The organism is Streptomyces sp. DSM 40750, from assembly GCF_024612035.1.
In the GTDB taxonomy this organism is placed as follows: Bacteria; Actinomycetota; Actinomycetes; order Streptomycetales; family Streptomycetaceae; genus Streptomyces.
In genome coordinates this window covers 6284266-6299854 of sequence record NZ_CP102513.1, presented here as the reverse complement: position 1 = coordinate 6299854, position 15589 = coordinate 6284266, and the positions used below count along the sequence as shown (strand labels likewise).

At 70.0% G+C, this 15589-nt stretch carries 10 protein-coding genes and 1 pseudogene; 9 read left to right on the top strand and 2 right to left on the bottom strand.

Annotation, left to right across the window (positions count from 1 at the left end):
* Nucleotides 1–19 precede the first annotated feature (19 nt).
* Nucleotides 20–3130, top strand: coding sequence for an NACHT domain-containing protein (locus JIX55_RS28120; protein WP_257566038.1), 3111 nt, complete (start codon nt 20–22; stop codon nt 3128–3130).
* A 185-nt stretch (nt 3131–3315) separates the two neighbouring features.
* Entirely contained in the window at nt 3316–5598 is a 2283-nt protein-coding gene (locus JIX55_RS28115) for a (Fe-S)-binding protein (protein ID WP_257566037.1), read from the top strand.
* A gap of 43 nt (nt 5599–5641) precedes the next feature.
* On the opposite strand, the gene JIX55_RS28110 is transcribed toward JIX55_RS28115, so the two are convergent.
* Nucleotides 5642–6064: a DUF6281 family protein gene (locus tag JIX55_RS28110; RefSeq protein ID WP_257566036.1), complete on the bottom strand. Its 423-nt coding sequence runs from the start codon at nt 6062–6064 to the stop codon at nt 5642–5644.
* Nucleotides 6065–6358: 294 nt separating this feature from the next.
* Here JIX55_RS28110 and JIX55_RS28105 point away from each other — a divergent pair, with 294 nt between their 5' ends.
* Entirely contained in the window at nt 6359–7834 is a 1476-nt protein-coding gene (locus JIX55_RS28105; protein ID WP_257566035.1) for an FG-GAP and VCBS repeat-containing protein, read from the top strand.
* 227 nt (nt 7835–8061) lie between these two features.
* Nucleotides 8062–9438, top strand: coding sequence for an FG-GAP and VCBS repeat-containing protein (locus JIX55_RS28100; protein WP_257569505.1), 1377 nt, complete (start codon nt 8062–8064; stop codon nt 9436–9438).
* A 569-nt stretch (nt 9439–10007) separates the two neighbouring features.
* On the opposite strand, the gene JIX55_RS28095 is transcribed toward JIX55_RS28100, so the two are convergent.
* Nucleotides 10008–10499 carry a hypothetical protein gene (locus tag JIX55_RS28095; RefSeq protein WP_257566034.1) on the bottom strand — a complete coding sequence of 164 codons (492 nt, stop codon included), beginning with the start codon at nt 10497–10499 and terminating at the stop codon, nt 10008–10010.
* A gap of 308 nt (nt 10500–10807) precedes the next feature.
* Between JIX55_RS28095 and JIX55_RS28090 the strand changes: the two genes are divergently transcribed.
* The 5 genes and pseudogenes from JIX55_RS28090 (at nt 10808) to JIX55_RS28065 (ending at nt 15522) form a co-directional block, all read left to right on the top strand.
* Nucleotides 10808–11239 carry an SRPBCC family protein gene (locus tag JIX55_RS28090; protein WP_257566033.1) on the top strand — a complete coding sequence of 144 codons (432 nt, stop codon included), beginning with the start codon at nt 10808–10810 and terminating at the stop codon, nt 11237–11239.
* 665 nt (nt 11240–11904) lie between these two features.
* Nucleotides 11905–12051 (top strand): annotated as a pseudogene (locus JIX55_RS28085) (LLM class flavin-dependent oxidoreductase); the annotation flags it as partial.
* A 254-nt stretch (nt 12052–12305) separates the two neighbouring features.
* A complete protein-coding gene (locus JIX55_RS28080) occupies nt 12306–12701 on the top strand; it encodes a nuclear transport factor 2 family protein (protein ID WP_257566032.1) in 396 nt (131 codons plus the stop codon).
* A gap of 157 nt (nt 12702–12858) precedes the next feature.
* On the top strand, nt 12859–14322 hold the full coding sequence (locus JIX55_RS28075) for an FG-GAP repeat protein (RefSeq protein ID WP_306820040.1): 1464 nt from the start codon (nt 12859–12861) through the stop codon (nt 14320–14322).
* A gap of 171 nt (nt 14323–14493) precedes the next feature.
* Complete coding sequence (locus JIX55_RS28065; RefSeq protein ID WP_257566031.1) at nt 14494–15522, top strand: Yip1 family protein; 1029 nt, start codon at nt 14494–14496, stop codon at nt 15520–15522.
* Nucleotides 15523–15589 lie beyond the last annotated feature (67 nt).

Below are 15589 nucleotides of genomic sequence, written 5' to 3'. Positions count from 1 at the left end.
GGCTCAGGGGGAGGGCTCGATGGGGGACGTACTCGCGAGTTGGCCGATCGGTGTCGGAGGCTTTCTCCTCGGCATCCTCGCCCTCGCCGCCAAGGACTGGCTGGGTGGCAAGGCGAAGCTCCTGCTCGACTTCGCGTACTCGCGCCTCGCCGGAAGCGCGCTGTTACGCCGTACGGCCCTCGCGAAGTACACCCTCGCCCTCTACGACCGCCACCGCCGCTTCGCCGTCTCCTTCCAGGTCGACGAGGACCTCAAGCTGCCGATGGAGTCCGTGTACGTCCCGCTGCGGGGAGCGCGGGCGGACGGCGCTCCGGGCGAGCTGGCCGCGGACCTGCGGGCGGAGCGGCACAGTGTGGTGCTCGGGGTGCCCGGCGCGGGCAAGACGATGCTGCTGCGGCACGAGGTGCTGATGTGGGCCCGGGAGCGGGTCCGCGTCGAGGACGGGGACGGGGAGCGCACCGGCGGAGGCGGGCGGAGACGGCGACGCCGCCGGGTCGACCTCGGCGAGCCCCGCGACATCCCGGTCCTGCTGGAACTCCACCGGCTCAACAAGGCCCCCGAACTGCCCCTGTCGCAGCACATCGTCGAGCACTTCGGCCGGCACGACTTCCCCGGGGCCGACAAATGGGTGAGGCGGGCGCTGGAACGCGGTGACCTGACCCTGTACTTCGACGGTCTGGACGAGGTCTCCACGGAGCTGCGGCCGCGGACGGCGGACCGGATCAAGCAGTTCACGGAGGAGTACTCGGCGTGCCGGGTGGTCGTGACCTGCCGTATCGCGGTCTACGACGGCTGGTTCGCGGACCGGTTCGGCCAGACCCTGCGCGTACGGGACTTCGACGAGCACCTCATCCGCCGCTTCCTGAACGGCTGGCCCTGGCGCGCGGGCACCGCCGCCGAGACCGCCCGGACGGTCGACCAGGTCCTCGGCGCCCTCCGCGACACCCCGCAGATCATGGCCCTGGCCCGCAACCCACTGCTGCTGACGATGATCGCGTACCTCTACGACTTCGTGTACGCGGGCACGGACCAGGTGCTGCCCCACACCCGCGCCGAGTTCTACAAGCAGGTGATCGACAACCTGCTGATCGACCGCCGCCGCCAGTCCAAGTACCCCTTCCCCCTGAAGAAGGCGGTCCTCCAGGAACTGGCCCTGGTCGCCCAGGACATCCCGTCGGGCGTCCACGACCGGCTGGCGCTGCCGCACGGGAGGGTGCTGGAGACCGTGCGGGTGGTGGTCGAGCAGCACCAGCGCGACCCCGCGATCGCCCAGGATGTGTTGAACGAGATCGTCCACCGCAGCGGGCTGCTGCTGGCCGTGGACAACGGGGAGCGGTACCAGTTCGCGCACCTGACGCTCCAGGAGTACCTGGCGGCGGTGGCCCTGGCCGCGAACCCGGCCGGGCTGCTCCGTCGCTACCGCACCGATCCCGCCGCCTGGCGGGAGACCGTACGGCTGTGGTGCGGGGTGGAGTCGCGCGACTGTACGGAGGTGGTGCGGGAGGTGTTCACACGTGACCCGGTGCTCGCCTTCCAGTGCCTCGCGGACGCGCACACGATCGAGGAAGGGGCGGCGGAGGAGATCCTGGGGCACTTCCGCGCGGTGCTGCAGGGTGAGAACGACGTCCGCGACGAAGCCGTGATCAGCGCGTTCGGGCTGGTCGCGGGTGACCGGAGGACGCGGGGGCGCGCGGTCTTCGACTTCCTCGTCGAGACGGTGCGCGCGGACCCGGAGCCGGGCCGTGCGCGTGCGGCGGCCTTCGCCCTGGCTGCCACCAACCTTCCGAGGGCCGCGGAAGCCCTGGCCGCCCTGGCGGAGCCGGACAATCCGGCCTGGGTCGCGCTGGTGACCATGGGGGACCTCGCGGTGTCCGCGTTCCAGGAGCGGGTGGCTCGGTATCCCGAGGCCGTGCGGGCGCTGTGGAGTATCAGGACCCCGAAGGCCGCGCTGGCGCTGAACGACATGCTCTGGAGCGATCCGGTCTCGCCTGTGCAGCGCCTGTCCGCGGTCCACCTGGGCGAGCTGCTGACCGTCCCGGAGATCGCCGCCGAGCTGAGCACGGCTCCGGTGGGGCGGAACGGCGCTCACCCGGAGTGGGAGTGGGTCTGGCGCCCCTTCGCGCGGGGAGACGGTGACGCGCTGCTGCACATCGGCGGCAGGATCACCTCGATCATCGCCACCTCGATCATCGCCACCCCGATCACCAGCGGGACGGAACCCGAGCAGTGGGCCGAACCGACGCCCGACCCACGGATCATCGCCGCACTGGCCGTCATCGACGGGCCCGGCAGGATCGGTAAGGGCGTTCTGCTCGACGAAGTGAGTGTCGGGAACGAGCTGGCCGACTGGCTGCGACACCGCCAGCTCCTTCAGCTTCCCGGCCCGTTGGGGGCCGTGTCGAGCACCGGGAACGTCTCCACGCAGACGCTGGCCCAATACCTGGAGGCCGAACTCGACTCGTACAGCCCGTTCGTACTCCAGGAGGCTGTCGGGGCACTGGCGAGGGCCGGGCTCGCCCCGCGTCGGATGGAGCTCGTGTCACTGCTTCCCGACTGGCTCCGGATGCGGGTCGCCGTGGCGCTCCTCAAGCAGAACGGGTTCGCGGGGCCCCAGAGCTGGAACGTACCGTCGTCGGAGGCCGAACGCCGGAACGCCGACTTCAGCAGGAGCCCGCACTATCGGTTCATTCTGTTCATCTGCTTCGCACTCACGGGCGGCGCGGTGTGGCGGGCGTGGACGGCGGCCACGGGAGACCAGCCGTGGGGCCCTCAGTGGCTCGCGGTGGCGGCCCTCGTCCAGATCGGCGTGGGCTGGCTGCTCCCCCTCACGATGGGCATCCTCACCGACAGCGGCGCGCTGCTCACCGTCCTGTTCAGCGCGCCGCTCGTGTTCATGGAACGCGGCTTGACCCAGTTCCTCGCTCTCGGCAGCGCGGGCCTGCTGCCCGCCATCTGCGTCTACTCCTACGTCGCGGTGGCGCAGCCCTGGGGACACCTCGCCGCGACAGCCGTCGCCGTACTCCTGGTCGTCGCCTGCTCGGCGGCGGCAGTCCGCGGAATGGCCCGCCAACGCGCCTGGGAAGCCCGCACCCACCCCGTCTGCGAACTGGTCCTCAAGCCCCTCCTCTGACGGCCCCCCGAGGCGGCACTCAGGCAACCCTCAGCGACGCAGATCACCGCTCCCCTGGCTACAGTGCGGCAGAAGAACTGGGTAGTCTCAGACGGACTGCATAAGTTACCGCTTAGTAATGATCTCCCGGGCGCCCCGCGAGCGGCACCCTGGAGGAAACCCTCGCAGGCCCGAGGAGCCCCGAAATGCAACTCGCCGCGATCATCGTGTCGCTGGTCCTGACCGTGGTCGGCGTTGCGCTGATCGCCCGAGCCGTGTCGCAGATCTACCGGTTCGTGAAGCTTGGTCAGCCGGTGCCGGCGGGCAGCCGCACGGACGACCCGAAGGCGCGCTCGATCACCCTGGCCAAGGAGTTCCTCGGCCACACCCGGATGAACCGGTGGGGGATCGTCGGCTTCGCCCACTGGTTCGTCGCGATCGGCTTCCTGACGCTGCCGCCGACCCTCGCCCAGGCGTACGGCCAGCTGTTCCAGGCGGACTGGACGCTGCCGGTCATCGGCGGCTTCCTGCCGTTCGAGATGTACATCGAGTTCATCGGTGTGATGACGATCCTCGGCATCCTCGTGCTGATGGCCATCCGGCTGCTCAACCTGCCCTCCCGGGCCGGCCGCAAGTCGCGTTTCGCGGGCTCCAAGGCCTGGCAGGCGTACTTCGTCGAGTACGTCATCCTCACCATCGGTCTCGCGATCTACGTGCTGCGCGGCCTCGAGGGCGCCATCCACCACGTGGAGCACTACGAGGCCGGGTACTTCGCCTCGTACCCGCTGGTCCTCGCCTTCAAGGACGTCGACCCGTCAACGCTCCAGAACCTGGTGTACCTCGTCGCGATGATCAAGATCGGCACCTCGCTGATCTGGATGATCACGGTCTCGCTGAACACCAACATGGGTGTCGCCTGGCACCGCTTCCTCGGCTTCCCGAACATCTGGTTCAAGCGCAACGCCGACGGTGCGACGGCGCTGGGCGGTCTCCAGCCGATGACCTCCGGCGGCAAGCCGATCGACTTCACCGACCCCGGTGACGACGACGTCTTCGGTGTCAGCCAGGTGGAGCAGTTCTCCTGGAAGGGCATCCTCGACTTCTCGACCTGCACCGAGTGCGGCCGCTGTCAGTCGCAGTGCCCGGCCTGGAACACCGGCAAGCCGCTGTCCCCCAAGCTCCTCATCATGTCGCTGCGCGACCACGCGCACGCCAAGGCCCCCTACCTGCTCGCCGGTGGCGGCAAGACCATGGAGGGCGAGGAGAAGGCGTCCGAGGAGCAGCTCAAGGACGTGCCCGCCGCAGCGCTCGCCGAGGCCGAGCGTCCGCTGATCGGGACCGTCGAGGAGAACGGCGTCATCGACCCCGACGTCCTGTGGTCCTGCACCACCTGCGGCGCCTGCGTCGAGCAGTGCCCGGTGGACATCGAGCACGTCGACCACATCGTCGACATGCGCCGCTACCAGGTGATGATCGAGTCCGCGTTCCCGTCCGAGGCGGGCACGATGCTCAAGAACCTGGAGAAGAAGGGCAACCCCTGGGGCCTGGCCAAGAAGCAGCGCCTGGAGTGGCTGAAGGAAGTCGACTTCGAGGTCCCGGTCGTCGGCAAGGACATCGAGGACCTCTCCGAGGTCGAGTACCTGTACTGGGTCGGCTGTGCCGGCGCCCTGGAGGACCGCGCCAAGAAGACCACCAAGGCCTTCGCGGAACTCCTCCACATGGCGGGCGTCAAGTTCGCGATCATGGGCGGCGACGAGAAGTGCACCGGTGACTCGGCCCGCCGTCTCGGCAACGAGCCGCTGTTCCAGGAGCTCGGCATGGAGAACGTCGCCGCGCTGAACATGGCCTTCGGCGAGGACGACGAAGACCCGGAGACCAAGAAGCCGAAGTCCGCCAAGAAGATCGTCGCCACCTGCCCGCACTGCCTCAACACCATCGGCAACGAGTACCCGCAGCTCGGCGGCGACTACGAGGTCATCCACCACACCCAGCTGCTCCAGCACCTCATCGACGAGGGCAAGCTGATCCCGGTGACCCCGGTCGAGGGCCTCATCACCTACCACGACCCCTGCTACCTGGGCCGTCACAACAAGATCTACACGCCCCCGCGCGAGATCATGACCGCCGTCCCGGGCCTGCGCCAGCAGGAGATGCACCGCCACAAGGAACGCGGCTTCTGCTGCGGCGCCGGTGGCGCGCGGATGTGGATGGAGGAGCGGATCGGCAAGCGCATCAACAACGAGCGCGTCGACGAAGCCCTCTCCCTGAACCCGGACATCGTCTCCACCGCCTGCCCGTTCTGCCTGGTCATGCTGACCGACTCGGTCAACGGCAAGAAGAACGAGGGCAAGGCCAAGGAATCCATCACGGTCGTCGACGTCGCCCAGCTGCTCCTGGAGTCCGTCAAGACCCCGGTCCCGGACGACGACGAGCCCCCGGCGGGCACGGCGGAGACGGAGAACGAGCCGGAGCCGCAGCCGGTGAAGTGACCGGCCGCCGCTCACCGTTACGTACGACCGACACCCCCGGACCTCACCGCGAGTCCTCCGGGGGTGTCGCTCGTCTTCCGGCGATCTCCATCACCTCGGGAGGCAGGTCACGGCCGTCGCGCACCAGCATGAACGGCGACTCCTCGAAGTCGGGGTGGACCGAGAACGCGTCCTCGACGTCGACGCCCTCGATCTCGTACACGTCGTACCGGGTCGGTTCCTCGGTCCGGGATTCGTCCCAGCCGTCCCCGCCGGTGTCGTTGCAGGGCGGCGCGAGCGCGGTCCCCACCTTGGCGCCGACCTCGAACTCGCCGCTGTCCATGCCCATGTACTCGTGGCCCTCGTACTCCACGACGAACGCGCACGACGCGGCGCTCTCACCGCCACCGCTCATCGCCGTACAGCCCACGGCGAGTGGGGTCGTCACCAGAGCCGCCAAGGCGGCCCGCACGCGGGAACCGATCATCGTCACGTCTCCTGGTCAGAGGGCCGACTGCCGACGGCCCCGTCACACCCCGGACGCACGACCCCCGCCAAACGTTCGGTTCACCTGTCGGCCACCCGCACCCATCCCCTCGTACGCCCCAGGAGTTCTCCGAATTCCCTGGACTCCCGTACAACCCTCCCCCACCCTCATCGGTCTCCTGTTCGCCAACTTCCCCGTTAACTTCCGGCGAACTCCGGGCGAACACGGACAGGAAGGGCACCCCATTGACTGCGGACGCCTGCCAGGCGTCCGCATGCAGCAGGAGATTCCCGCATGCACAAGCATCTGCGTCTCGCCCTCGCGACGGCCTCCGCGGTCGCGCTGACGGGCGGTCTGCTCACCTTCTCGGCCGTGACGGCGACGGCGGCCGACTCGGTCCACCAGCCCACGGCCGACTTCAACGGCGACGGCTTCGGCGATGTCGCGTACTCGGCCGGCTACGCCACCGTCGGCGGCAAGAGGGGCGCCGGCCAGATCGTCGCCCTGTACGGCTCGGCGAGCGGTGTGACCTCGACGAAGCGCACCACGATCAGCCAGAACACCACCGGCGTGCCCGGCAGCGCGGAGACCGACGACGGCTTCGGCTGGGTCAGCGCGTACGGCGACTACAACGGCGACGGCTTCGACGACCTGGCCGTGTCCGCACCGGGCGAGGACGTCGACGGCGACACCGACGGCGGCACGGTCCTCATCGCGTGGGGCTCGGCGAACGGCCTGTCCGGCGCCACCACCGTCAAGGACCCTGCGACGTCCTCGCACGACTACTGGGGCACCGCCCTCGCGTCCGGCGACTTCGACGGCGACGGCAAGGAGGATCTCGCGGTCGGTTCCACGTCGAACCGGGTCTACGTCTTCAAGGGCGGCATCAGCAAGTCCGGCACGTACGGCGGCCGGTACAGCTTCACCACCGACATCCGCTCCGGCAAGGGCACCGGCACGCTGGTGCTCACCGCGGGCGACGTCAACGGCGACAAGCGGACCGACCTCGTCGTCGACGGCTTCGAGACCGACAGCGACTGGGGCTACAACACCAACTGGTACGTGCCCGGCACCGCCTCCGGCCTCAGCGCCTCGGCGGCGCAGGAGCTGAAGCGCGGCGTCATCACCGGTATCGGCGACATCAACGGCGACGGCTTCGGCGACATCGTCACCGGCCAGGACTGGGACCCGTCGAAGGACGGCAGCGAGCCCTCCGTGCCCGAGTCGTCCACCGGCGGCAAGGTGCACGTCGTCTACGGCTCCGCCGACGGCCCGGGCACCACGGTCGCGGTGACCCAGGACAGCGGCAACGTCCCCGGCTCCTCCGAGCGCGGCGACTTCTTCGGCAGCGAGCTGTCCCTCGGCGACGTCAACGGCGACGGAAGGACCGACCTGGTGGTCGGCTCCCCCGGCGAGAACCTCGGCGGCGTCGTCAACACCGGCGCCGTCACCGTCCTGTACGGCGCGGAGTCCGGCCTGAACACCACCACCGGGTACCAGTACTTCGCCCAGTCCACGGCCGGTGTCCCCGGCTCGGACGAGACGGAGGACCGCTTCGGCGGCGACGTGAAGCTCACCGACGTCACCGGCGACGGCAGGGCGGACCTGACGGTCGGCGCGTACGGCGAGAACGACTTCAACGGTTCCGTGGTCTACCTGCCCTCCGACGGCACGAAGATCACCACGACCGGCTCCCGCTCCCTCGCCCCGTCCGCGGTCGGCGTCTCCACGGACAGCCGGCCGTTCTTCGGCGCGAACGCGGCCAACTGAGCACCGCCTACGGCCAACCGGTACCGACTGACGTACACCGCCTGTGAAGAGGGCCCGCATCCGACAAGGGTGCGGGCCCTCCCCACGAAGGGCGGACCGCGACCCCAGAAGTCCACCGACCTCCCGTGCAACCCTCCCGCCCCTCCACGGGTCTCCTGCTCGCACACCCTTACGGCAGTTGGGGCCGCGCCCTGCTCGGCGCGGGTTCTCCTCTACTGGAGATCTCCTTGCGCACACGCCCGTTCCTCCTGGCCGCAGGCCTGCTCGCCTCCGGTCTGACCCCGCTCGCCCTGGCCACGCCCGCCGGCGCGGCGGCCGCCAAGTACGCCGACGACTTCAACGGCGACGGCCACCGCGACTACGCGGTCTTCTCGTACGGCCCGGACAGCGCCAGCAAGGGCGGCGGCATCCTCGTCACCTTCGGCACGGCGACCGGCCCCGGCACGAAGACCCAGTTCATCGACCAGGCGAGTGCCGGTGTCCCCGGGGCCGACGAGACCGACGACTTCTTCGGCGAGGTCCGCACGGCCGCCGACTTCGACAAGGACGGCTACGGCGACCTCGCGGTGTCCGCCAACGGCGAGGACGTCGGCCGCTACAAGAACAACGGCACGGTCACCGTCCTGTGGGGCGGCAAGAAGGGCTTGTCCGGCGGCACGGCCGTCCCGAACAAGGGCGCGAAGGGCGCGTCCGGCCGGGCGGCCGACCTCGCCACCGGCGACTTCAACGGCGACGGAAAGCAGGACCTGGCCCTGGTCCGCGACAGCAAGACGTACGTCTACCGGGGCGCGATCACCAAGTCGGGTGTGAAGGGCTCGGTCACGGTCCTCGACAAGGACGGCTCGTCCTTCTACTCCACCGCGCTGATCACCGGCAGGGTCAACAAGGACGGCAAGACCGACCTGGTCATCATCGGCGACGTCGTCTACCCGGAGTACATCGCCTCCGACGCCTGGTTCGTCTCCGGCGGCGCGAAGAACCTCTACCCCGGCAAGACCCTCCGCCTGGAGCGCAAGAACGGCAACGGCGGCGAGGCCCACCGCGGCGGCGACGGCGTCATCGCCGACTTCGACAAGGACGGCTACGGCGACATCGCCATCGGCACGCCCCTCTACGACAAGTACAAGGGCCGCCTGACCCTCTGGTACGGCGCCGCCTCCGGCCCCGCCAAGTCCGCCCGCTTCACCCAGGCGACGAAGGGCATCAAGGACACCCCCGAGGCCGACGACTCCTTCGGCGCGTCCCTCTCCGCCGGTGATGTCAACGGCGACGGCTACCGCGACCTGGCGATCGGCGCGTACGGCGAGAAGCTCGGCAGCCAGTCGTACGCGGGCGCCGTCCACGTCCTGTACGGCACCAGGTCCGGCCTCACCGCCACGGGTTCGCAGTGGTTCGCCCGCAACACCCCCGGCGTACCGGGCGACCTGGGCGACGACTCCTTCGGCGGCACGGTACGGCTCCGCGACACCAACCGGGACGGCAAGGCGGACCTGTACGTGACCGCGAACCAGGGTTCGGTGCTGCTGCGGGGCTCGTCGTCGGGCGTGACGACTGCGGGCGCCCAGTCCGTGAAGGAGGACATCATCACGGGGATGCTTCAGTAACGCGTCCGTCCATATGTACGGGGGCGGTGCGCCCCGGGATGTACGGGGGCGGTGCGCCCCGGGCGGTCGTCTCGATGACCGTCCTTGCGCTCGCCGCCCCGGATTCTTCGCCGTGTAGTGGTAGTAGCCGACCTTGTTGATCGTGTACACGAGCAGGTCGTGGCCCTGGGCGGAGTCGATACGCGGTCGGCTCTCCTTCACGTCCTCGCTGTGCCCGTGGTACGCGAACCCGCGCGGGTGCGTCGGCACGCACCGCCCCTTCACCGTGCGCCGCGCCTCACTGTCCAGCTCCGTGACGCGGAAGCTCCGCGGTTCACCGCCCGGGCAGTCGGCGGGCTTCAGCGGGAGCGCGCTGTCGCCGAAGAACTCCACCCGAACCTTGGCCCTGACCGGTGTCGCGCTCGCCGTCATGAGCGCGGAAGCCCGGCCGTTCCGGCCCCGACGGGCGGGACCGGAACGGAGCGGGCCGCGGCGGCCTGCAACGGCGAGAAGCCTCAGGTTGCGGCGCATGGTCGGGGTTCCCCTTCTCGTCGTACGTCGGGTGGCATGGGGCCATGGGTGGTGGGCCGTCACGGCAGCCGGTGCGCCGTCCGATCGCTGAGGTCGATCACGAACTGGCGGGTGTCGATCCACGGCCCGCCGGCCACCCGCGTGAAGAGCCGGACACAGCGGTGCGCGCCCGCGCGGTCCGCCAGTTCCTCGGAGCGGCTCGGCGGGGTGTCATACGTCAGCCGCTGGACCCGCGGCTTCCGGTCGTCGAGGAGCGACCCACCGGTCGCGGCACGGAAGTCCTGCCGTACGCCGTCCCCCACCGGGCTGTTCAGCGGCACCCGGAGCGCCTCCCGCGCCTCCGGCCCGGCAGGCTGCGGCTGTACACCGGTGGCGGACTCGGTGCGGACGACTCGGCCGGCGGTGAGATCCACGGTCTTCTTGACGGTGCGGTCGTCGCGGTAGTCGTAGAAGAGGAGGGTGACGAGGCGGTCGTCGGCGCCGGCGGACTCGGGCACGTCGGCGGTGAGGAACTGCGGATCGCCGTCGTGGCCCCGGACGTCCTCGCTCATGGTGCGCAGGGGGCGGTCGGTGACCGAGGGCGATGGCTCGGGCGCGGTCGATCTCGACGTCGCTGAGGGGCGCTTGGCCGGTCCCGGTGGAGTTGGGCACCGCGACCGCCAGGAGCATCCCGTCCCAGGGTTCACCCCCTACCGTCGGTGCCGCCACACCCACGCTGCGGAAACACCGGGGCGACGTCCCCCACGGCACGAACCGGAAGTACGTCTGGTGCGAACTGGGCACCAAGCCGGACCGAGGCCCCAGGCGCACACTGGAAAGAGCAAGGCCGTACACCATGAGCCGAACATGGAGGTAGGCCATGAGCACCCTCGAAAAACACGTCGACGTCGGAGTCCCGATCGACAAGGCCTGGGACAGCCTGCACCACGTGGAGAACTACTCACGCTTCGTGGACGGAGTACGCGACGCCCGTGCGGAAGCCAAGGGCCGGGCGCATCTGTCCATCGAGGCCGGCGACCACACCCGCGAACTCGATGCCGACTACCACGACCACGCGGAGAACCGCGTGCTGGAGTGGCACACCCGAGGCACCCCCGAGCTGACGGGCTCCTTCTCCCTGCTCCCGATCGACAGGAACCACACCCGCGTCCAGGCACGGCTCGAGTACGACCCGGACGCCGTCAGGGACACCTTCGGCGGCCCGAGAGGCTTCGCGCAGGCGAACGCGGTCGAACGCGTGGTGGGCAACGATCTGGAGCACTTCAAGAAATACGTGGAACAAGGACGGTGAGTATCAGCCCCACCTGATCCCGTTGCCCTGACCGATCTCGAATCCGTCAACTTCCCAGCCGACATGGGCATATACACGCTTGGCTGGTACCAGCGGTGCAGGAGCGAGCAGGGGGTGGGGATGACGGGGGTACGACGCGGACTGCGAGTCCTGGGCAGCGCGGGGCTGTTGGTCGCGGGCGGCGTTGGCGACGAACCAGGTCCTCAACGACGGCAAGCTCAGCTGGAGCCGGCTGTACGCCTCGCTCTGCGTAGCGGTCCTGAGCTTCCTGTGCTCGGAGCTGGGATCCACCCCTCCCCCGGCTGAGGGCGAGACCACAGCTCGCGGCGGCCGACAGGTGTACCTCCGCCAACTCCGCGCCAGCGTCCGGGACATGGAAACGGTCGGCATCGCCACGCAGAGCGAGTTCGTGTTCCGGATGCGCCAGGTGTACGTGGACGTCAGCGTCGTACCGCAGCCGCCGCACACCGTGTCCAGGAAGCCGTACCTGGGCGCGGTGTCCGGCGGGGAGCGCCGGAGCCTCGCGTCGGTGCTGCGGGACGCCGGGCAGGAGGACGCGTCCAACGTCCTGGCGGTGATCGGCGTCCCGGGCTCGGGCAAGACCACGCCGGCCCGCAACACCGCGCTGGAACTGTGCGAACACCGCTGGCACCCGTGGAAAAGTCATCGACGCCATCGCCGCCGGAGACCTGGCCCGCGGCATCGAACTGACCACCCCGGAGATCGCCGAACGCCTCTCCATCGCCGGTACCCCGGAGGAATGCGCCCAACTCCGCCTCATCCACGACCGGATCAGGCCCGCGTTCGCCTGACCCGCCGCCACACTCCGCAACGTCTCGCACGTCTCCTCATGCTCGCGCGGCCTCGGCGTGCGCCAACAGGCGCACATTCACCAGAAATGCTCACACCACGCACGCGCATATGCGCAGAACGTAAGGAATCGCTCGCGGCGGCGAAGAGGTGGGCCCCGCGCGCACATGAGTGCGTTCGCGAAATGGCGCGCCCGCGAAGATAATTTCGTGTACGGGCATCAACCACCACAAACAGCGGAAAGTCGGCGATACCCATGGCCGAGCACCCGAACGCAGCGCTCGTCCGCAAGGGCTACGAGGCCTTCACGCGCGGCGACATGGACAGCCTCCGCGGCATGATGGCCTCGGACTGCACACACCACGTCCCCGGCAGCCACTTCCTGTCGGGCGACTACAAGGGCCAGGACTCGATCATCGACCTGTACCAGCGGCTCTTCCAGGAGACCGGCGGGACCTTCAACGTCAACCTGAGCCATGTCTGCGTGGACGGTCGGGGCCACGCGGTCTCCGTGCACCGCTACACGGCCGAGCGCAACGGCAAGCAGCTCGAACAGAACGGCTGTCTCGTCTTCCGGATCGTCGGAGACAAGTTCACGGACATCGACGAATGCCAGGAGGACCTGGACAAGGAGAGCGAGTTCTGGTCGTAGCCCCCGGCACCCTCGGGACAACGACAGCTCCCCTCCGGGACAACGACGGAACCCTCCCGACCCCAAGGCGCACGCGCACAACCCCGCACGGCCTCCAGGTGTCACACAGGTGAACCAGCCATGACCCCGTCATCCGGCCACCCACCTGGAGCCCCCCGTGCACAGACGGACGTACGCCCTGGCCGCCGCCACCGCCGCCACGGCGGCAGTGACCCTCACCCTCGGCGCCCACCCGGCAGCCGCCCTGCCGACCCCCGTGACCAGCGACTTCAACGCCGACGGTTACGCGGACCTCGCCGTCGGCGTCCCCGACGCGACCGTGAACGGCATGGCGAAGGCCGGCTATGTGAACGTCGTCTGGGGCGGCGCGATGGGCCTGGGCAGACACGGAGGCATCCGGATCAGTCAGGCCACCGCCGAGGTCCCCGGCACCCCGGAGGCGGGCGACCGCTTCGGCGCGGCCGTGGCGCTGGAGGACCTGAGCGGCGACGGCGTCGCGGAGCTGATCGTCGGCGTGCCCGGCGAGGACGTCACCGGCCGCGGCACGGACGCGGGCTCGGTCACCGTCGTCGGCGGCGCGAAGAGCGGCACCGGCCCGGGGTCCACCGTCCTCACCGGCCCGTCGGCGAAGTCGGCGTACGGCTGGTCGGTCGCGGCGGCGGACGTGACCGGCGACGACGGCCGGGACATCGTGGTCGGCGGCCGGGACAAGGTCGTGCTGCGTGCCGTCGTCGACGGCGGTGAGGACGTCGTCGTCACGACCGTCCTGGCCACGCCCATGGGCGGCCGCGCCCCGCTCCTCGCCACCGGCGACTTCACCGCCGACGGCACGGACGACCTGGCCCTCGCCTTCCACACCATCAACGCCCCCTACACCCAGTCGCACATACGGCTGTGGGCGTGGGACCCGGCCGAGCAGCGCATGGCCAACACCTGGAACTCCAGCAACGGCGCCGCCTCCGCGCTCGCCGTCGGCGACTTCGACGGCGACGGTCTGGACGACCTGGCCCTCGGCGAGTGCCGCGAGATCGCCGACGAGAACATCGACGACCCGTGCGGCCCGGAGTCGTACGCCAAGGGCGGCGGCATCCACATCAAGTACGGGGACGAGCACGCCTTCGGCCATCGCTCCCAGACCCTCAACCAGGACACGGTCGGCGTGTACGGCGTCGCCGAGGACGGCGACCGCTTCGGCGCGTCCCTCGCCGTACTGGACTTCAACGGCGACGGCCGCGACGACCTGATCGCGGGCGCCCCCGGCGAGGCCATCGGCACCCGCGGGGCGGCCGGCGCGGCCACGCTCCTGCTGGGCCACGCCGGCGGCATCGTCGACCAGTACGGCGAGGCGTCGTCCGTCCAGTACCACCAGGACCGGCCCCGCGTCCCGGGCGCCGCCGAGACCTCCGACGCCTTCGGCACGGCCGTCGCCACCGGCGACTACGACAAGGACGGCACCCCGGACACGGCCGTCGGCACGCCGGGCGAGAACACGAACTCCGGCGGCGTCTGGGTCTTCCCGAAGACCTCCGTGACGGGCTCCTACGCCCTCACCCCGAAGAACCTGGGCCTCCCGTCCCCCACGACGGCACTGTCGTACGGCAGATACCTGAGCAGCCACTGAGACGGGCGACCGGGACCGAAAGCCAGGGCTGTGGACCGAGGCCGACCCCCAAGCCCAGCCCTGGGACCAGCCTTTACGCATCCGGAACGCATCCATGAACGTATCCATGAACGTGTCCCTGCACGCATCCCCGACCGAACCCCTCAGGTATCCCTGACGATCCCTTAGGGGATGTCACAGCTCGGCCGCAAAGCCGGGCCGGTTGGCCCCGGCCCGGCACGCGGCCGCCCGGGAACAGGTACGTTCGATGACGTGGCTGGATTCAGGATCGGACGCGGCAGGGACAACCGCGCTCCTCAAGCGCGACCGCAGAACCCTCCGTACGGACAGCAGGCCCCGCAGGCCGGCGGCCCGTCGTACGGCTATCCCCAGACGCCCCCGCAACCGCCGTACGGCGGCGGCCGGGGCGGCGGCCAGGGCTGGCCCCAGACGCACGGCGGCGGTCACCCCGGTAACCACGGGACCCATGGCAATCACGGGTCCCACGGGAACCACGGCGAGCCGGAGTACTTCGGCGACGACGGGACGCACCCCCACGGCGGCGCGGATCCGTACGCGGCCAACAACCCGGGGCACACCCAGATGTTCGCCGTCGGCGAGGACCCGTACCACCAGAGCGAGCCCTACCGCGCGGGCCACGCCCCGGCGGCCCCGCTCGGTCCACGGCTGCCCTGGAAGGCCCTCCTCAAGGGCATCGTCACCAGCCCGAACCAGACCTTCCTGGTGATGCGCGACTACCCGGTGTGGGGCCCGGCCCTCATCGTGTCGTTCCTGTACGGCCTGCTGGCCGTCTTCGGCTTCGACACGGCCCGCGAAGACGTGATCAACGCGACGCTCTCGAACGCCGTGCCGATCGTGCTCGTCACCGCCGTGACGATGGTGGTGAGCACCTTGATCCTGGGCGTGGTCACCCACACCCTGGCCCGCCAGCTCGGCGGCGACGGCGCCTGGCAGCCCACGGCCGGCCTCTCCATGCTGATCATGGCCCTGACGGACGCGCCCCGCCTGGTCGTCGCGATGTTCGCGGGCGGCGACGCCTCCTTCGTCCAGATCCTCGGCTGGATCACCTGGGTGGCCGCCGGCGCCCTGCTGACCCTGATGGTCTCCAGGTCCCACGACCTCCCGTGGCCGAAGGCCCTCGGCGCCTCCGCGATCCAGCTGGTCGCGATCCTGTCACTGATCAAGCTGGGCACGTTCTAGCCGGTGACGACGAATGAGGGGCTCCCGGCGACAAGCCGGGAGCCCCTCATTCATGTGAACCGGTGGG